This is a genomic window from Kitasatospora griseola (assembly GCF_014648555.1).
In the GTDB taxonomy this organism is placed as follows: Bacteria; Actinomycetota; Actinomycetes; order Streptomycetales; family Streptomycetaceae; genus Kitasatospora; species Kitasatospora griseola.
In genome coordinates this window covers 23,858-41,512 of the sequence record NZ_BMRI01000028.1, presented here as the reverse complement: position 1 = coordinate 41,512, position 17,655 = coordinate 23,858, and the positions used below count along the sequence as shown (strand labels likewise).

At 73.1% G+C, this 17,655-nt stretch carries 17 protein-coding genes; 2 read left to right on the top strand and 15 right to left on the bottom strand.

What is annotated here, in order from left to right; genetic code table 11:
- From IEZ12_RS39240 to IEZ12_RS27475, 4 genes are all read right to left on the bottom strand, one after another.
- A partial coding sequence (locus IEZ12_RS39240) for a chromosome segregation SMC family protein (RefSeq protein WP_229848134.1) occupies positions 1-1,954 on the bottom strand: 1,954 nt, incomplete at its 3' end.
- Between the two features lie 282 nt (positions 1,955-2,236).
- Positions 2,237-2,440 carry a hypothetical protein gene (locus tag IEZ12_RS27485; protein WP_043916157.1) on the bottom strand — a complete coding sequence of 68 codons (204 nt, stop codon included), beginning with the start codon at positions 2,438-2,440 and terminating at the stop codon, positions 2,237-2,239.
- 382 nt (positions 2,441-2,822) lie between these two features.
- A complete protein-coding gene (locus tag IEZ12_RS27480; protein WP_043916156.1) occupies positions 2,823-3,116 on the bottom strand; it encodes an acylphosphatase in 294 nt (97 codons plus the stop codon).
- 131 nt (positions 3,117-3,247) lie between these two features.
- Positions 3,248-4,045: a site-specific integrase gene (locus IEZ12_RS27475; RefSeq protein WP_229848132.1), complete on the bottom strand. Its 798-nt coding sequence runs from the start codon at positions 4,043-4,045 to the stop codon at positions 3,248-3,250.
- Positions 4,046-4,214: 169 nt separating this feature from the next.
- On the opposite strand from IEZ12_RS27475, the gene IEZ12_RS27470 reads away from it, so the two are divergent.
- Positions 4,215-5,477: an MFS transporter gene (locus tag IEZ12_RS27470; protein WP_189275648.1), complete on the top strand. Its 1,263-nt coding sequence runs from the start codon at positions 4,215-4,217 to the stop codon at positions 5,475-5,477.
- 55 nt (positions 5,478-5,532) lie between these two features.
- On the opposite strand, the gene IEZ12_RS27465 is transcribed toward IEZ12_RS27470, so the two are convergent.
- The gene (locus IEZ12_RS27465; RefSeq protein ID WP_189275646.1) at positions 5,533-6,921 is read right to left on the bottom strand and encodes a DUF4381 domain-containing protein; all 1,389 of its coding nucleotides are present in this window, start codon (positions 6,919-6,921) and stop codon (positions 5,533-5,535) included.
- A gap of 199 nt (positions 6,922-7,120) precedes the next feature.
- Here IEZ12_RS27465 and IEZ12_RS27460 point away from each other — a divergent pair, with 199 nt between their 5' ends.
- Positions 7,121-8,029 carry a DMT family protein gene (locus tag IEZ12_RS27460; RefSeq protein ID WP_189275644.1) on the top strand — a complete coding sequence of 303 codons (909 nt, stop codon included), beginning with the start codon at positions 7,121-7,123 and terminating at the stop codon, positions 8,027-8,029.
- A gap of 4 nt (positions 8,030-8,033) precedes the next feature.
- Here the strand turns inward: IEZ12_RS27460 and mutM are convergent, their stop codons facing one another.
- The 10 genes from mutM to fakA form a co-directional block, all read right to left on the bottom strand.
- Positions 8,034-8,888 carry a bifunctional DNA-formamidopyrimidine glycosylase/DNA-(apurinic or apyrimidinic site) lyase gene (gene mutM / locus IEZ12_RS27455; RefSeq protein ID WP_189275642.1) on the bottom strand — a complete coding sequence of 285 codons (855 nt, stop codon included), beginning with the start codon at positions 8,886-8,888 and terminating at the stop codon, positions 8,034-8,036.
- Between the two features lie 5 nt (positions 8,889-8,893).
- On the bottom strand, positions 8,894-9,688 hold the full coding sequence (gene rnc / locus IEZ12_RS27450; RefSeq protein WP_189275640.1) for a ribonuclease III: 795 nt from the start codon (positions 9,686-9,688) through the stop codon (positions 8,894-8,896).
- A 20-nt stretch (positions 9,689-9,708) separates the two neighbouring features.
- Positions 9,709-9,882: a 50S ribosomal protein L32 gene (gene rpmF / locus IEZ12_RS27445; protein WP_035866499.1), complete on the bottom strand. Its 174-nt coding sequence runs from the start codon at positions 9,880-9,882 to the stop codon at positions 9,709-9,711.
- A gap of 49 nt (positions 9,883-9,931) precedes the next feature.
- Entirely contained in the window at positions 9,932-10,555 is a 624-nt protein-coding gene (locus tag IEZ12_RS27440; RefSeq protein ID WP_043916150.1) for a YceD family protein, read from the bottom strand.
- 127 nt (positions 10,556-10,682) lie between these two features.
- The gene (locus IEZ12_RS27435; RefSeq protein WP_189275638.1) at positions 10,683-11,825 is read right to left on the bottom strand and encodes a F0F1 ATP synthase subunit B; all 1,143 of its coding nucleotides are present in this window, start codon (positions 11,823-11,825) and stop codon (positions 10,683-10,685) included.
- A 129-nt stretch (positions 11,826-11,954) separates the two neighbouring features.
- Positions 11,955-12,440, bottom strand: coding sequence for a pantetheine-phosphate adenylyltransferase (coaD, locus tag IEZ12_RS27430; RefSeq protein ID WP_189275636.1), 486 nt, complete (start codon positions 12,438-12,440; stop codon positions 11,955-11,957).
- A 32-nt stretch (positions 12,441-12,472) separates the two neighbouring features.
- Positions 12,473-13,057, bottom strand: coding sequence for a 16S rRNA (guanine(966)-N(2))-methyltransferase RsmD (rsmD, locus tag IEZ12_RS27425; protein WP_189275634.1), 585 nt, complete (start codon positions 13,055-13,057; stop codon positions 12,473-12,475).
- A gap of 82 nt (positions 13,058-13,139) precedes the next feature.
- Positions 13,140-13,649: a hypothetical protein gene (locus IEZ12_RS27420; RefSeq protein WP_043916146.1), complete on the bottom strand. Its 510-nt coding sequence runs from the start codon at positions 13,647-13,649 to the stop codon at positions 13,140-13,142.
- 105 nt (positions 13,650-13,754) lie between these two features.
- A complete protein-coding gene (recG, locus tag IEZ12_RS27415; protein ID WP_189275632.1) occupies positions 13,755-15,965 on the bottom strand; it encodes an ATP-dependent DNA helicase RecG in 2,211 nt (736 codons plus the stop codon).
- A gap of 37 nt (positions 15,966-16,002) precedes the next feature.
- On the bottom strand, positions 16,003-17,613 hold the full coding sequence (gene fakA, locus IEZ12_RS27410) for a fatty acid kinase ATP-binding subunit FakA (protein WP_505744221.1): 1,611 nt from the start codon (positions 17,611-17,613) through the stop codon (positions 16,003-16,005).
- Between the last annotated feature and the right edge of the window lie 42 nt (positions 17,614-17,655).

The window sequence follows — 17,655 nt, the reverse complement described above, 5'->3', positions numbered from 1 at the left end:
GGGTCTCCAGCTGGCTGGGGGCGCCGGCCGAGCCGCCGTGCGCGAGGGCGACGGAGAGCAGGTCGCCGTCCGGGGTGACGGCCGTCCACTGCGGCTGACGGTCGATCAACTGCCCTGCGGTGTTTAGGTCTTCCACCACGGCGGTGCGGCGCAGCAGCCGCCGGGCGGCGGCGGCCATCGGGCCGTCGATCAACTCCCCTGCCGGGCGCGCTCCTTCGGGCAGGTCTTCGCCGACGCCCGGCTCCGGGGCGGCGATCAGCAACGCGGCCCGGCCGCCGTCCTCGGCGCGCAGCCGGGTGAGGGCCGCGGCGGCGGTGGCCACGTCCTCGACCGCGACGGCGTCGGCGGCGGCGCCCAGTGCGGCGGCGACGGCGAGTTCGAATCCGGGTTCGATGTGCAGCAGTTCGGCGGCGGGTCCGAGGACGCCGGGCCGGCCGAGCAGGGCGGCGCTGCCGTCCTTGCGGCGCAGGGCGAGGGCGAGGGTGTCGTGCCGGGCGGTGAGCGCGGCGCGTTCCTGCTCGGCCCCCGCGAGCGCCTCGCGGGCGGCGCCGGCGGCCCGTTCGGCGTCGGCGAGGGCGGCGCGGGCCAGGTCGTGGCGGCCTTCAACCTCCTCGTCGCCGGCTTCGGTCCGTTCGCTGCGTTCGAGGAGTTCCCGGTGTTCGGTCTGGGCGGCCTCGGCGCGCAGCAGGGCTTCGTCGCGGGCGGTGGCGAGCCGTTCGATCTCGGCTTCGGCGGCGGTGGCGCGGGAGCGGGCGGCGGCGGCCTGGCCCTGCAGCCGGGCCAGGCCCTCGCGCCGGTCGGCGATCGCCCGGGCGGCCGCTCTGAGTCGCAACTCCTCGGCGGCGAGGGCGCGTTCGAGTTCGGTGCGTTCCTCGACGGTTTCGGCGAGCGCGTCCTGGGCCTGCTCCAGGGCGGCTTCGAGGGCGGCTTCCTCCTCGCGGACCCGGGCGGCCTCGCGTTCCAGGTCCTCGGGGTCGCGGCCGCGCCGTTCCTCCAGCTGCCCGGCGGTGGTGGCGGCCCGGACCCGGGCTTCGGCGAGTCCGATGGTGCCGCGGGTGCGTTCGGCGAGCGCGGACAGCCGGTACCAGGTCTGCCGGGCGGCTTCCAGGGCCGGCCCGAGCTGTTCGACCTGGGCTTCCAGGACGGCTTCGCGCTGGACGGCGGCGGCGAGTTGCTGTTCGACGGTGGTGCGGCGCAGTTTCAGCGCCAACTCGTCGGCGACTTCCGCTTCGACGGCCTTGCGCAGGGTGAGCAGGTCGTCGGCGAGCAGCCGCAGCCGGGCGTCGCGCAGCTCGGCCTGGATGCCGGCGGCCCGCCGGGCGATCTTCGCCTGCCGCCCCAACGGGCCGAGCTGGCGGCGCAGTTCGGCGACCAGGTCCTGGACCCGGTTCAGGTTGGCCTGCATCGCGTCGATCTTCCGCAGCGCCTTCTCCTTGCGCTTGCGGTGCTTGAGGACGCCGGCCGCCTCCTCGATGAAGGCGCGCCGGCCCATCGGGTCGGCGTGCAGCACGGAGTCGAGCTGTCCCTGGCCGACGATCACGTGCATCTCGCGGCCGATGCCGGAGTCGGAGAGCAGTTCCTGGATGTCCAGGAGCCGGCAGACGGTGCCGTTGAGCGCGTACTCGCTGCCGCCGTTGCGGAACATCGTCCGGGTGATGGTGACTTCGGTGTAGTCGATGGGCAGCGCGCCGTCGGTGTTGTCGATGGTGAGGCTGACTTCGGCGCGGCCGAGCGGGGGGCGTCCGCTGGTCCCCGCGAAGATCACGTCCTCCATCTTGCCGCCGCGCAGCGACTTGGCGCCCTGTTCGCCCATCACCCAGGACAGTGCGTCGACCACGTTGGACTTGCCGGAGCCGTTGGGGCCGACCACGCAGGTGATGCCGGGTTCGAAGCGCAGCGTGGTCGCCGAGGCGAAGGACTTGAACCCGCGCAGGGTCAGGCTCTTCAGGTGCACCCGCCCGTCCTCCTCGCCCTGCCGTGATCGCCGCCCGTGGGGGCCGTCCCGCACGGAGGCCCACCGCTGGCGACTGTATCCGGCCGGGCCGCCCGGCAGCCCTCAGGTGGGGGTTTGGCCACGCCGCGAGCGGGGCATGTTGCGGCAGAAGAAGACCGCGGACACGACGAAGGGACGTCCGCCTCGGACGTCCCTTGCAGGCTGCCATCCCCTTGTCGGGGACGCTCAGTGCGTCACAGCGTCGATCGTGAGGACCACGAGCGATCGGATGGACCGTGTCGATCAGGTGAGGGCCGGCTCGCGCTGGTCCAGGTCGATGCTGTTGAGCAACGAGTGCTCGTCAGCGACAGCGATCAGCGCATCGTTCTCGGCCTGGAGCTTCATGAGCTCGTTCTCCAGGTCCTGGACGCGCTGCTGAAGCCGTCGCATCTCGGAGAGCATTCGCGGGTCGGGGCCGCCGACGTACCCGAGAAGCGCCTTTGCCATGATGTATGGTCCTCCACGCTGAGTGACCGAACCGTGTACGGTGTGGGTCTTGGGGGAAGGGATACGCACGCGCCTGCGCGCCGGACGTGCTGGCTGGGCACTACGGGACTGCCGCTGGTGAGTGGCATGCTCACACGGCGGAGCCTCGCCGGTAAACTCAGACCTGTGCGCGGGTTTCCAGCGTCTCACCAAAGACGGTACGGGTCAACACGATCACCGCACGCTACCGCGCCCCTGTCACCTGCATGGCGGGGTCGTCACGCCGTCGGCCGGGGTAGTGGATCACTACGCTTGCGGAGTCAACCACGAGTCTGCCCGGATGGCAACCACACGACACCGGCAGTTGCCGGCGGCTCTCCTCCGACCGGCAACCGCGGTGTTCTCATCGGATCGCGAAGCCCTCGTATCCGTCGCCCACGGCGCTCCAGATTTCCGTGACTCCACTGACCCGACCTGGCGTTCCGGGCCCGCGAAGCGCGGCGAGCAGCCGTTCGCAGTCCTCCCGCGACCCCTCGGCGACCACCTGGACACGGCCGTCACCGAGATTGCTCGTGTAGCCCGTCAGCCCGATCTCCAGGGCCCTGGCCCTGGTCCACCAGCGGAACCCCACCTGCTGGACGCGCCCACGCACCCAGATGGTGGCGCGGACGGAACGGTGACTGTCGTGACCTTGCATGCGTCGACCATAGTCGGGCACTTCAGGGGCGCACGGAACGGACTTCACGCCCCTTCCACCGTGCCTCCCCACCGGCCCGTCCGCATTCACGCCATCGGCATCGCCGCTGTACCGCGGCATGACGAAGGGGTTCAGCGGCGGGGCTCGGCCAGCCGGTGCAGCGTCCAGCCGCGACCGGCCGGGTCCAGCGGGGCGGTGGCGGCGGTGAACAGCTCGGCGGCCCGGCGGTAGGAGAGCCGGGCCCGGCCGGTGAGCGGGCAGCGGTCGCGCTCCGGGGTGCCGGCCGGGGCGCGCCGGTCGGTGAGGAAGAGCGGACCGGCGCTGCGTCCGGCGATCAGCAGCGGCAGCAGTCGGGCGGCGCCGCCGCGCCAGCGCAGCGGACGCTCGCCGGCGACGGGCCGAGCCTGCCGGTCGGCCGGGTCGAGCCGGTCCACGTCCAGCGCCAGCAGCCGTTCGATCGGTGCGCCGCTCTCCCGTACCAGGTGCCACAGAACCTTCTCGCGCAGTGGCGCCCGCAGCGCCAGCACGGCCCGCACCTGGGCGTCGGTGAGCGCGGGTTCGGGCGCGGCGGCGGGCAGCGGGCGCAGGCCCTCGGCGGGGTCGGCGGCCAGCCAGCCCCGCGCGCACCACCAGCGGACGGCGGCCCGCAGCGCGGACAGCTCGCGGTTGGCGGTGCGCGCGCCGACCGCCTCGGCGCGGGCGGCGAACGCCTCGGCCACCCGCCGGGGCGCGCCCGGCCCGTCCAGCAGGGCGAGCGGCAGCACCGGCGGCGCGGCCCGCCGCCGCTCGGCGCCGACCGGCGGGATGCGTCCGACCAGCAGCCAGGCCCAGGTGTGCAGGGCGATCCGGTAGACCCGCCGGGAGCCCTCCGACAGCCGGGCCTCCGCCAGGTAGTGCTCGGCCGCGACGGCGAACTCCACAGGTGTCACAGCCGCAGTAAATCGCGCACCCGGCGAATCGTCAACACCGCGCTCCACTGCGGTAAATGCTGCGTTTACTGCGGTCAACCCGACCCCTCGCAATATTGATGCCGAGACGCTCAACTTTTTCACCGGAAGCCCTTGCCGGGCGCCTCGGCGGCGGGGCAGTCTGCCGGTCATGGTGCTGACCTCACGGCGGCTCGCCGTCCTGCGCGGGCGGGAGTTCCGCCTCTTCTTCATCGGCTTCGCCGTCTCCCTGTTCGGATCCTCGATGGCCTCGGTGGCGGTCACCTTCGCGGTGCTCGACGGCGGGGGCGGCGGCTCCGGGGTCGGCGTGGTGATGACCGCGCGGATCCTGCCGATCGTGCTGCTGCTGGTGCTCGGCGGTGCGGCCGCGGACCGGCTGGGCCCGCGCCGGGTGATGCTCGGCTCGGACGGGCTGCGCTGCGCGACCCAGGCGGCGACGGCGGTGCTGATGTTCACCGCGCACGGCCGGATCTGGGCGCTGGCCGCACTGATGGTGTTCTGGGGGCTGGCCGAGGCGGTGTTCATGCCGGCCCTGGGCGCGCTGCTGCCACGGCTCGTCCCGGCCGGTGAACTCGCGGACGCGAACGCCCTGTTGGGGATCGCCCGGAACGGCGCCGCGGTGGCCGGCCCGGCCCTCGCGGGTGTGCTGACCGCCGTCGCGGGCCCCGGCTGGGTGCTGCTGGTCGACGCCGTCTCGTACGCGGTCGGCGGCGTGGCGCTGGCCCTGCTCCGGCTGCCGCCCGCCGTGTCGGAGGCCGCCGCCGAGGAGTCCTTGTTCGCCGAGCTGCGGGCGGGCTGGAGCGAGTTCAGCTCCCGGCGGTGGCAGTGGGTGAGCGCGCTGCAGGCCTGTCTGTTCAACCTGCTGGTGTGGGCGCCGTTCCTGGTCCTCGGCCCGGTGGTGGCGGACGAGCGCCTCGGCGGGGCGGGCGGCTGGGGCCTGGTGATGGGCGCGTACGGGGTCGGCGCGGTGCTCGGCGGACTGCTGCTGCTCGGCCGCCGGCCCGCCCGGCCGCTGCGGACGGCGGTCGCGGTGACGGTGGGCTGGGCGCTGCCCTCGGGTGCGCTGGCGCTGGGTTGGCCGCTGCCGCTGGTGGCGGTCGCCGCGGTCGGCGCGGGGGTCACCTCGATCGTCTGCGGCACCCTGTTCGCCACCCTGACGCAGCGGCACGTCCCGCCGGAGGCGCTGGGCCGGGTCAGCGCGTACGGGACGCTCGGCGCGTTCGCGTTCGGCCCGGTCGGGCTGGCGCTGGCGGGGCCGCTCGCGGACCGGGTCGGCGCGGCCCCGGTGCTGGGCTTCGGCGCCGCCTGGCAGGTGGCGTCCTGCGCGCTGACCCTGCTGGTCCTGGGCCGCCAGGAGCCTGCCGAGCCGGTCGCCGCTGAGGCCGCCGAAGCCCCCTCCCCCGCCCGGGCATGACAGCGGCCCCCGGTCCGCGAAGGGACCGGGGGCCGGGGCAGCGGGTGATCGGACGTCAGTCGCCGAAGTCCCCGCCACCGAAGTCGCCACCGCCGAAGTCGCCGAAGCCGCCTCCGCCGCCGAAGTCACCGCCGCCGAAGTCGGCCCCGGAGAAGTCGGCGGAGTTGAACGCCGCACCCGAGTACTCGCCGGCGTCCGCGCCGCCGGTGTAGTCGGCGCCACCGCCCTGGCCGTAGTCGCCGTGGCCGCCCGCGTAGGCGTAGCCGGGGCTGGAGATCATCGAGCCGAGCATGGTGCCGACCAGCAGGCCGGGGAGCATGCCGCCGCCGAAGTAGCCGCCCGCCCAGGGGCTGTAGGCCGGGCCGGCGTTCCAGTACGGCTGGTGGCCGTGCTCGGTCTCCACGGTGCGGATGTACGGGTCCTGGCCGACGGCCAGGCGGGCCGCGTCGTCGGCGCAGGCGGGGACGGAGCGCGGCGCGCCGCCGGCCGGCGCCCACTGGACGTCGGTGGTGGAGGGTCCGTGCCGCGGGTCGAAGAAGCACGGGACGCGGCGCTCGGGCACCGGCCGGCCCTCGCGGCGGGCGGCCAGCGTGGCCAGCGCGAACCGGCCGTCCTCCAGCGCCTCGGTGACCGGGCGGACGTCGTCGGGCTCGGTGGCCTCGTCCATGGTCCGCTTGGCGCGGTCGTAGGAGTCCAGCGCCCGGGTGTAGTCGGCGCGCTGGGTGTCGTCCGCGCCGGGGGCGCCGGGGTTGAAGTCGAGCCGGTCGAGCTCCTCGCCGAACGCGGTGATGTCCTCGTCCACCACGGTGCGCAGCTGGGCGAGTTCGGCCCGGGCCTTCTCCTGCTTGCGCTTCTTGGCGCGGCGGAACAGCAGGAACACGCCGCCGCCGGCCAGCGCCAGCAGCGCCACGGGCACGACGATCCAGGCCGCGGAGGTGCTGTGCTGCGGGCCGTCGCCCTTGGTCTGCTTGACGGCCTGGTCGACGAACTCGTTGACGGTGGCGTTGATGTCGCCGTTGTTCGAGCGGAAGGACGCGCCGGCCAGCTTGGTCGCGGAGTCCTTCGACAGGGCCTTGGCGTCGGCGCTGGCGTCGAACCCGTTGCCCCGCCACACCGCGTAGACGCCGACGATGCCGACCTTGGTGCGCAGGTCGTTCATCAGGTTCTTCGGGGCGTAGGCCTGGCTGTCCGGCAGCACCGCGACGAAGATCGGCTTGTCGGCCTTCTTCAGCTTCTTCGCCAGCGCCTCGGCCTGGTCGTCGGAGAACCGGCCGGTCATCGCCGGGTCGACGTAGACCTGGCTCTTCTTCAGCGAATCGGCAGCGTCGTTCAGCCCGGCCGCCTGGGCGGGCACGGACAGCCCGAGGACCATCAGCAGGCCGAGCAGAGCTGCCAGCACGGCGGCCGGCCCGGTGGCTCGGGAGCGGCGGAGCACAGTTCTCATACTCAGACCGTACCTGCCGCGTCCCCGGATCCACGCCCTACCCGGGGACGGTCCGACCCCGAGTCTCCCCCTACCCGGGAACGAGCCGACCCCCGAGAACCCCCGCCGACCGGCCGGAGTTGGGCCCCGGCCCACCGCGTCCGGGCGGCGAGCAGGCATAGTGGTGACGATCTTCCCTCCCGCGACAGGAGACCCCAGCGTGATCCTCGGCCTCGTCACCGCCGTCGCCGCGTCCGTCTGTTACGGCACCGGGTCGGTGCTGCAAGCCGTCGGCGCCCGGCGTTCGGCCCGGCAGGAGGCGGCCGACGGCACCGTCACCGAGCACGGCGGGCCGAGCCTCGCCTCCACTGCCAAGGCCGCCGTCACCTGGGAGTTCATCCTCGGCACGGTGCTGGACTTCATCGGGTTCGGGCTGGGCGCGCTGGCCGCGCGGCTGCTGCCGCTGTTCCTGTCGCAGACCATCATCAGCGCCAACCTGGTGATCACCGCAGTGCTGTCGATCAAGCTGCTCGGGCTGAGGCTCCGTCAGCTGGAGTGGCTGTCCATCGGCATCCTGTGCAGTGCCCTGGTGCTGCTCGCCGTCGCCGCCGGGCCGGAGGGCGGCCACCACGCCGCCCGGGAGTTCCACTGGGCGCTGCTGATCGGCTCCGTGGTGCTGATCGCCGGCGGCTCGCTGATCGTCCGCCGGCTCGGCTCCAGCGGGGCGATCGTGGCCGGTCTGCTGTCCGGTCTCGGCTTCGGCGCGCTGGGCATCGGGGTGCGCATCCTGGACGGCATCGAGCCGTTCTCGATCACCGCGCTGCTCTCCGACCCGGCGCTGTACGCCATCCTGATCGCCGGCATCGGCGGCATGTACCTGCACACCGTCGCCCTCCAGGTCGGCTCCGTCAACGGCGCGACCGCCGCGCTGGTGGTCGGCGAGACCGTCGTCCCGGGGGCGGTCGGCGTCCTGTGGCTCGGCGACTCCTCCCGCCCGGGGCTGGCCTGGCTGGCCGTGCTCGGCTTCGTCCTCGCGGTGGTGAGCGCCGTCGGCGTCGCCTACTTCGGCGAGGACGGCGGGGCGATCCAGGCGGCCGCCGAGGAGGAGAAGGCGAAGGCCGCCCACTGACGGGTCAGCGGGGGCGGCGCTGGCACTTCGGGCAGTAGTGGCTGGAGCGGTTCATCCAGGCGTCGCGGCGCATCGCCGTCCCGCAGCGGCGGCAGGGCTCGCCCTCGCGGCCGTAGGCGTCCAGGTCGCGGGAGAAGTAGCCGCTCTCGCCGTTGACGTTGACGTACAGCGAGTCGAAGCTCGTCCCGCCGACGGCCAGCGCCGCCGACATCACGTCCCGGACGTGGCCGAGCAGTTCGAGCGCGGCGGGGCGGGTCAGGGTGGCGGTGGGGCGGTCGTAGTGCAGGCGGCTGCGCCACAGCGCCTCGTCGGCGTAGATGTTGCCGACGCCGCTGATCAGCGTCTGGTCGAGCAGGGCCCGCTTCACGGTGGTGCGCTTGGCCTTCAGCGCGGTGACGAACGCGGCGTCGTCGAAGCGCGCGTCGAGCGGGTCGCGGGCGATGTGGGCGAGCGAGAGCGGAGTGGACTCGGGGTCGTCCGGCTCGGTCTCCTCGACGGCGAGGCCGCCGAAGGTGCGCTGGTCGACGAAACGCAGTTCGGTGCCGCCGTCGGCGAACCGGAGCCGCGCCCGCAGATGCACCGAATCGGCCATGTCGGCTTCCTGGACGAGCAGTTGGCCGCTCATGCCGAGGTGGCCGATCATCGACAGGCCGTCGCCGAGCGGCACCCACAGGTACTTGCCGCGGCGCTGCGGATCGCCGAGCGTGCGGCCGCGCAGCAGTGCGGTGAACTCCTCGGCGCCGCCGGCCTGTCGGCGGACGGCGCGCGGGTGCAGCACCTCGACGTCGCTGACGGTCCGTCCGGCGGCCCAGCGGGCCAGACCGCGGCGGACGACTTCGACCTCGGGGAGTTCGGGCACGGCGGTCAGGCGGTCGCGGCCGGCCGGTCGCCCTCGGTGCTGCCGTCCTGCTTCGCCTTGATGGCGCGCCAGGCGGATTCGGCGGCCTTCTGCTCGGCTTCCTTCTTGGAGCGTCCGCTCCCGGAGCCGTAGTCCTGGCCGGCCACCCGGGCGGCGGCGGTGAAGGTCTTCTCGTGGTCCGGTCCGGACTCGGTGACCACGTACTCGGGAACACCGATGCCGACGGCGGCGGTGAGCTCCTGGAGACTGGTCTTCCAGTCGAGTCCGGCGCCGAGCAGCGCGGATTCCGCGATCAGCGGGTCGAACAGCTGGTGGACGAAGTCCGTCGCCGAGTCGAGGCCCTTGTCGAGGTAGATGGCGCCGATCACGGCCTCGACGGTGTCGGCGAGGATCGACGACTTGTCGCGGCCGCCGGTCCCTTCCTCACCCTTGCCGAGCCGGATGAAGGCTCCGAGGTCCAGGCCGCGGCCGACCTCGGCGAGCGCGCGGGAGTTGACCACCGCGGCGCGGAGTTTGGCGAGCGTCCCCTCGGCGACCTCCGGGTGGAGGCGGTAGAGGGTGTCGGTCACCACCAGGCCCAGCACCGAGTCGCCGAGGAACTCCAGGCGCTCGTTGGTGGGCAGCCCGCCGTTCTCGTACGCGTACGAGCGGTGGGTCAGGGCACGTACCAGAAGGGCGCGCTCAAGTGGGTACCCGAGGCGCCCTTCCAGGACGTCGTATTCGGTCGAAGCCGGCCCGCCGCCCTTACCCCCGTTGGTCCCGGGGTTCGGCTTGCGAGAGGAATTGCTGCCGTCCGACATCGATCCGTGCACCCCGCCGATCAGACCGAGAGGACCTGGCGACGGTTGTACGTGCCGCAGCTCGGGCACGCGATGTGCGCGAGCTTCGGCTCGTGGCAGCGGTCGCACGCGACGAGCGCGGGCACGACGGCCTTCCAGTTGGAACGCCGGTGACGCGTGTTGCTGCGCGACATCTTCCGCTTCGGAACAGCCACGGTAAATCTCCTGGTTCTACGGCGAGACCCTCACGGGTACCGCTGTGTCTTATTCCTCGTCACCCTCGTCGCCGGGGGCGGCGGAGAGTCCCTGCAGAGCCGCCCACCGGGGGTCGGCGGCGTCGTGGTGGTGCGACGGGTCGTCGCTCAGGCGGGCCCCGCATTCGGAGCACAGACCCAGGCAGTCGTCCTGGCACACCGGCTGCAGCGGCAGTGCGAGCACCACCGCGTCACGCAGCACCGGCTGGAGGTCGAACAGGTCGCCCTCCAGACGGTAAGTCTCGTCCTCGGACTCCTCGTCGAAGTCGTCTCCCGCGATCGCGCGGTGACGCTCCTCGGACTCCGGGTAGTAGTACAGCTCCTGGAAGTCGACCTCCAGGTCGTCCTCCAGCGGCTCCAGGCAGCGGGAGCACTCGCCGGTCACGTGGGCCTCGGCGGTGCCGGTGACCAGCACGCCCTCGACCACGGACTCCAGGCGGAGCTCCAGCTTGATCTCGCTCTTCTCGGGGACGCCGATCACATCCGCGACGCCCAGCTCCGCGGGGGCCTCCAGGGTGCGGGACACCTTGCGCAGCGAGCCGGGGCGACGGCCGAGCTCATGCGTGTCGAACACGAGCGGGTCGCGGTGGTCGAGGCGGTTCAAGGCTTCCTGACTTCCTGGTGGCGCACGCATTCCTGCGTGACGCGGACTGTAGGTTCCTGCGGTGCGCGGCCCGGACGCGGGCACGCGGCGAACCCGGCACGAGCAGGCCGGAGTGGTCAGACTACCCGAGAGTCCGGGCCGAACCCAACTCGCCCGTTCACCGGCCGCCGAGCTCCCGCAGCCGGGTCATGTCGATCATGCTGGTGTCGAAGAAGCTGGTCTCGTCCAGCCCGGCCTGCTGCTGCTGGGGCAACTGGGGCAGTTGCTGCGGCTGCGGCGGGTAGCCGTTCGGGTCGACGGGCAGCGGGTTGCCCCACTGGTCGTAGCCCGGCTGCTGGTACTGCTGCTGCTGGTAGTACGCCGGGTCGACCGGCTGCTGGTAGCCGTAGGGCTGCCCGTACGGGTCGGCCTGCGGGGCCGCCGCCGGGTCGTAGCCGCCGCCGTACGCCTCGGCGTACTGCGGGGCCTGCGGCTGGCCGTACTGGTCCTCGGCGGGGTTCTGCCAGCCCGCCGCGGCCGGGGTCTGCTCCGGCCAGGTCTGCTGCTGCGGGACGTCCGCGTACCAGGACTGCTCGCCGTCGGCGTCGGCGAAGCCGGCCGCCACCGCCTCGGCGCGGTTCCTGAGCTGCTGGACCTCGTCGGCGGCGGCCAGGTAGGCGCCCAGCTCGTCGATCGGGGCCTTGCCGAGCAGCTTGTCCCGGCCCTTGCCGACCGCCTCCAGGGTCGCCGAGAGCACCGCCTCCAGGGTGGCGAGCTTCACATCGACGTACTCGTCGGCCTCCGGGCTGAGGCTGACCCGCTGCGGCTGGAACTCCTCGCCGTCCTCGGAGCCCTCGCCCTCCGGCTGGTACACCCCGGCCTCGCCGCGCAGCTTCTGCCGGCCGCGGCCGACCGCGCCGAGCGTCTTGGTGAGCACCACCTCGAAGTTGGCGAGCTTGGAGTCGACGTAGTCGTCCGCCTCGGCGCGCTTGGTGTGCTCCTCGGTGCGGGCCTCGGCGAGGATCCGGTCCGCCTCGGCCTGCGCCTTGCGCACCACCTCGGTGTCGGAGATCAGCGAGCCGCGCTCGTCGTGCGCGCCGCGGATGATCTGGTCGGCCTGCGCCCGGGCGTCGGCCACCATCTGCTGATGGTCCGCCACCACCGACTGCGCCTGGGCGAGTTCGGCGGGCATCGTGTCGCGCAGCTCGCGCAGCAGGCCGGTCAGTTCGGCACGGTTCACCACGCAGGAGGACGACATCGGCATCGCCTTGGCCTTCTCGACCACGGCGATGATCTCGTCGAGTTTCTGCTGCACGTCCACGGGTGTCTTCAGTCTTTCCGTGTGCCGCCGAGGTGCGGCGGAGGCAGTGCCACGAGGCCGCGAAACGCGGTCCCGGGGCCGGGAGTACAGACTGTACGGCCACCCACCCCGCCGCTCACAACGCCTCCGTCACTTGCGGCGTTCGGCGATCCGCTCGACCAGTCGCGCGTGCACGACTCCCGGCAGCAGGTGGGAGACGTCGCCGCCCAGCGAGGCCACTTCCTTGACCAGGCTGGAGGACAGGAAGCTGTACGTCGGCGAGGTCGGCACGAACAGCGTCTCCACGCCGCTCAGGCCGTGATTCATCTGCGCCATCTGCAGCTCGTAGTCGAAGTCGCTGACCGCGCGCAGGCCCTTGATGATCGCCGGGATGCCGCGCGCCGTGCAGTAGTCGACCAGCAGGCCGCTGTGCGACTCCACCTGGATGTTGTCCAGATGGGCGGTGGTCTCCTCGATCAGGGCGATCCGCTCCTCGACCGAGAACATCCCCTGCTTGCTGCGGTTCACCGCCACCGCCACGTGCACCACGTCGTACAGCTTCGAGGCCCGCTCGATGATGTCGAGGTGTCCGTTGGTGATGGGGTCGAAGGACCCCGGACAGACGGCGCGGCGCATGGGTGTGCTCCCTTGTGGGGCGGGATGTTCTGCTACGAGTCTTGGTCAGCCCCGGTAGCGGCGCGACCGTACCAGAGCGTGCCCTCGCCGTACCGGCGCGAGCGCAGCCCTTCGAAGCCGTCCGGCCAGCCGAACTCGCCCCCTCGGGTGCTGCGTTCCACGGTGACGAGAACATGCTCGGACAGCCAGCCCCCGGAACGGAGTGTGACCAGCATCTCCCGCAGCACCTCGTCCTCGACCGCGTACGGCGGGTCCAAAAAGACCAGGTCGTACGGCTCGGCCGGCGGGGCGCCCGCGATCACCTTCTCCGCCTTGTCCGCCCGCACCTCCGCGCCCGGCAGCCCCAGCGTCCGGACGTTCTCCCGCACCGTCTTTACCGCGCTCGCGTCCGCCTCCACCAGCAGCGCGTGCGCCGCGCCCCGGGACAGCGCCTCCAGCCCGACCGCGCCGCTGCCCGCGAACAGGTCCAGCATCCGCGCCCCGGCGATCGGCCCGAACAGCGACTCGATGGTGGAGAACATCGCCTCCCGCGCCTTGTCGGAGGTCGGACGGGTGTTCCGGCCGGGCGGCACGGCGAGACGGCGGCCTCCGGCACGGCCGGCAATGACGCGGGGCATGACGTTCCTTAGGTGGGAGGGGGTGCGCGCCCGACCATAGCCGACAAATCGCAGCCGGCCGGGCGCGCAGCCCCGTCAGGGCCTACTCGTTGGAAGCCGCACCCAGCAGCGTCGGCGACGCGTAGCGCGACCAGGACAGGCAGCCGTCCGGCGGGCAGTACTCCGGGCGGCGCGGGTCGTGGCCGAGCTCGCGCAGCTTGGTGCGGACGGAGTCGGGCGTGCGGCCGTAGCGGGCGGCGATCCGGGCGATGGTGTCGCCGTCGTGGAAGCGGCGGACCAGTTCCTCCTCGTGCTGCGGCACCCAGGGGGCGCCGTGGCCGGGGTAGAGCTCGCGCAGCACGTCGCGGTCGGGGATGGGCTCGGAGACGTCGGCGACGATCGCCAGCGCGCGCAGGGCGCGGTTGAGCGCGATGCGCAGCGAGGCGACGTCCTCCACCGGGAGGCGGAGCTTGCCGGAGGCGACCGGGTTGGCGGAGTTGCCCTCGCGCCAGCCGGTCAGGGTGAGGGTGACTTCGCGGTCGTCTTCGCTGGCGACCTCGATCCGGAAGACCTTGTCGCCGAGCGGGAGCTCGTTGAGGTGACGGAATGCCATGCAATGACCCCCAAGTCTCGTGCCGGGGACGCCACTTGGAGTGCGCCCCGAACAACTACATTCTCTCCCGGGGCACTGACAATCGGTCCTGCTCGAACGGCCCGCTCAGCCCTTCTCCAGGTACTCCGCGCGGTCCTCGTCGAGCAGGCTCTCCAGCGCCGTGCGCAGCTCGGGGTGGGCGGCGAGTTCGGGGTCGACGGCGACCAGCCTGGTGGCCTCGGCGCGGGCGGTGGCGATGACGTCCTCGTCGTCGAGGACGGAGAGCACCTTGAGCGAGGACTTCACGCCGGACTGCGCCTGGCCGAGCACGTCGCCCTCGCGGCGCTGTTCGAGGTCGATCCGGGAGAGCGCGAAGCCGTCCAGGGTGCCGGCCACCGCGTCGAGCCGGGCGCGGGCGGCGCTGGCCGCGGGCATGTCGCTGACCAGCAGGCACAGGCCGGCGGCGGAGCCCCGGCCGACCCGGCCGCGCAGCTGGTGGAGCTGGGAGACGCCGAACCGGTCCGCGTCCATGATCACCATGACGGTGGAGTTGGGGACGTTGACGCCGACCTCGATGACGGTGGTGGCGACCAGCACGTCGACCTCGCCGGCGGCGAAGCGGCGCATCACGTCGTCCTTGGCCTCGGGCGCGAGCCGGCCGTGCAGGATCTCCACCCGCAGTCCGGCGAGCGGGCCCTTGGCGAGCTTGTCCGCGGTCTCCACGACGGCGAGCGGGGGCCGCCGCTCCTCGCTGTCCGCGCCGCCGCCTGCGTCGACCTCCTCCGGGTCCTCCTTGCGCTTCTTCTTCCCCTTCGGCTGCTCGTCCTCGTCGCCGATCCGCGGGCAGACCACGTACGCCTGGTGGCCCTTGCCGACCTCCTCGCGGACGCGCTCCCAGGCGCGGGTGAGGAAGTTGGGCTTCTCCAGGGCGGGGACGACGTGGGTGGAGATCGGGGAGCGGCCGGACGGCAGCTGGTCGAGGACGGAGGTCTCCAGGTCGCCGAAGACCGTCATCGCGACGGTGCGCGGGATCGGGGTGGCGGTCATCACCAGCAGGTGCGGGGGCTGTTCGCCCTTGGCCCGCAGCGCGTCGCGCTGCTCGACGCCGAACCGGTGCTGTTCGTCGACCACCACCAGGCCGAGGTCGGCGAACTGCACCTTGTCCTCGATCAGGGCGTGCGTGCCGATGGTGATGCCGGCCTTGCCGGAGGCCATGTCGAGCATCGCGCCGCGGCGGGCGGCGGCGCCCATCGAGCCGGTGAGCAGGGCGACCCGGGTGCCGATCTCGGAGCCGCCGATCATGCCGGCCTCGGCGAGGTCGCCCATCATCTCGACGATGGAGCGGTGGTGCTGCTGGGCGAGCACCTCGGTGGGCGCGAGCAGCACGGCCTGGCCGCCGGCGTCGACCACGGCGAGCATGGCGCGCAGCGCGACCAGGGTCTTGCCGGAGCCGACCTCGCCCTGCAGCAGCCGGTGCATGGGGTGTTCGGTGGCGAGGTCGGCGAAGATCTCGGCGCACACCTTCTGCTGGCCGTCCGTCAGCGTGAACGGCAGCCGGGCGTCGAAGGCGTCCAGCACGCCGCCGGGGACGGCGCGGCGCGGGACGGCGGGCAGCGCGGAGTCGGCGGCCCGGCGCTGGGCGAGCGCGACCTGGAGGACGAACGCCTCGTCCCAGCGCAGCCGGTTCTGGGCGCGTTCCTTCTCCACCTGGTTCCGCGGGCGGTGGATCAGTTCGAGCGCCTCGGGCAGCGGGATCAGGTCGTGCTCGGCGCGCAGGTCGGCGGGCAGCGGCTCGCCGACGTCCCCCAGGTGCTTGGTGAGGGCGAGCTCGACGCAGAGCGAGAGCTTCCAGCTGGGCAGCTGGGCGCTCGCCGGGTAGACCGGGATGAGCCGCCCGGCGAACTGCTTCGCCGCCGACGAGCCCTCCTCGTCGTCGATCAACTGGTAGTCGGGCGAGGCGAGTTGACGCGTCCGGTTGAACATGCCGACCTTGCCGGCGAACAGGCCCTGCTGGCCGGGCTTGAGGTCCTTCTGCCGCCAGCCCTGGTTGAAGAACACCAGGGACAGCCGGGACCGGCCGTCGGTGACCACCACTTCCAGCCGGTCGCCCTTGCGGCCGCGGAACGGGATCAGCGTGACCTTCTCGATCCGGGCCAGCACGGTGACGTGCTCGTCCACCTCCAGCTCGTCCAGGCTGGTGAGTTGGCCGCGCTCGACGTACCGGCGCGGATAGTGGTGCAGCAGGTCGCCGACCGTGCGCAGCTTGAGGGAGTCGGCCAGCACCTTCGCGGTGCGGTCGCCGACCAGGTCCTTCAGTGGTTCATCGAGAGCGCCCATCGGGTCCCATTTCACACCACCGGACCGACGTCACGGCTCACTCGACGCCGATCAGCAGCGGCGCGGCCTCCTGGCCGCCCTGGTAGGCGACGGTGTCGACCTCGGGACGGGTGCGCCTGGCGTGCGCGATCAGCCGGTCGGCGAGCTCGGCGGGAGAGTCGTCGCCGAGCACCAGGGTGACGAGTTCGCCGGACGCCGCGATCATCCGGTCCAACACGGTGAGCGCCGTCTCGGTGAGGTCGTGGCCGATCACCGCGACGTCGCCGTCGATCAGACCGAGCACGTCGCCCGCCTGGCAGACGCCGGCCATCGTCCAGGACTCGCCCTCGGCGACGGCGAGTTCGGCGTACCTGGTGGCGCCGGCGGCGGAGGTCATGGCGACCACGTCCTCGTCGAAGCGGCGGCCGGCGTCGTGCACGGCCAGTGCGGCCAGGCCCTGCACCGGCGAACGGGTCGGCAGCACGGCGATCCGCACGCCCTCCTCGCGCAGCTGGTCGGCGGCGGCGCCGGCGGCAGCCCGCAGTTCGGGGTCGTTGAGCAGCAGGATCACCTCGCGGGCCGCGCAGCGGTGCACGGCCGCGACCAGTTCGGCGCTCGCTGGGGCCCGGTCCGGATCGGCGGCCAGCACCACCGAGCCGGCCTGCTCGCACAGCTGGGCCAGTCCGCTGCCGGTCACCACGCTGAGCACGGCCCGGCCGTGCGAGACGGTCTCCTCGCGCTCGCCGGAGCGGGCCGCCGCCTCGGCGAAGTGCGTGATCCGGATCCGGTACGGCCGGCCCGCCTCGACACCCGCCTCCACGGCCGCGCCCGCGTCGTCCACGTGCACGTGGACGTTCCACAGGCCGTCGCCGCCGCCGATCACCAGCGAGTCGCCGAGCCGCCCCAGCCGCTCGCGCAGCCGCGGCAGCTGTCCGTCCTCGGCCTCCAGCAGGTAGATCACCTCGAACGCGGGGTGGCCCGGGCCCGGCGGCCGCTCATGGCCCTCACAGCCGGCCACCACCACGGGGTCCACCTCGCGCCGCAACGCGACCGGCCCCATCGGCTGCTGTCCGGACACCGCGTCCACCAGCGCCCCCAGCACCGCGACCAGCCCCCGGCCGCCGGCGTCCACCACGCCCGCCTCCGCGAGCACCGTCAACTGGTCCGGGGTGAGCAGCAGCGCCTGCCGGGCCGCCCGGTACGCCTCCCGGGCCTGGCCCGTCAGCCCCTGCGCGGCCTTCGCGGCGCCGGCGGCAGCCGCGGCGACGGTCAGCAGGGTGCCCTCGACCGGCTCCGCGACAGCCTGGTAGGCGGACCGCGCGCCGTTGTCGAGGGCCTCCCCCAGCTCCCCGTCCCCCGACAGCACCTCGGCGAGGCCGCGCAGCCACTGCGCCAGGATCACGCCGGAATTGCCCCGCGCCCCGATCAGCGCCCCGCGGGCCGCGGCGGTCGCCGCGGCGGCCAGCGCGGGCGGCTCCTCCTCGGCGAACAGCACGTCCAGCGCCTCGGCGGCGGACTCCACGGTCAGATACAGGTTGGTGCCGGTGTCGCCGTCCGGAACCGGGTAGACGTTCAGTGCGTCGATCTCCTCGCGGGCCTGGCCGAGGGCTGCCAGCGCGAGCCGGCACCAGGTGCGGACGGCCGCGGCGTCGAGGGTGTCCAGCACCAAATCTCCTCCGGGTGAACGCCACGAGAACGCGACGGGACGCGG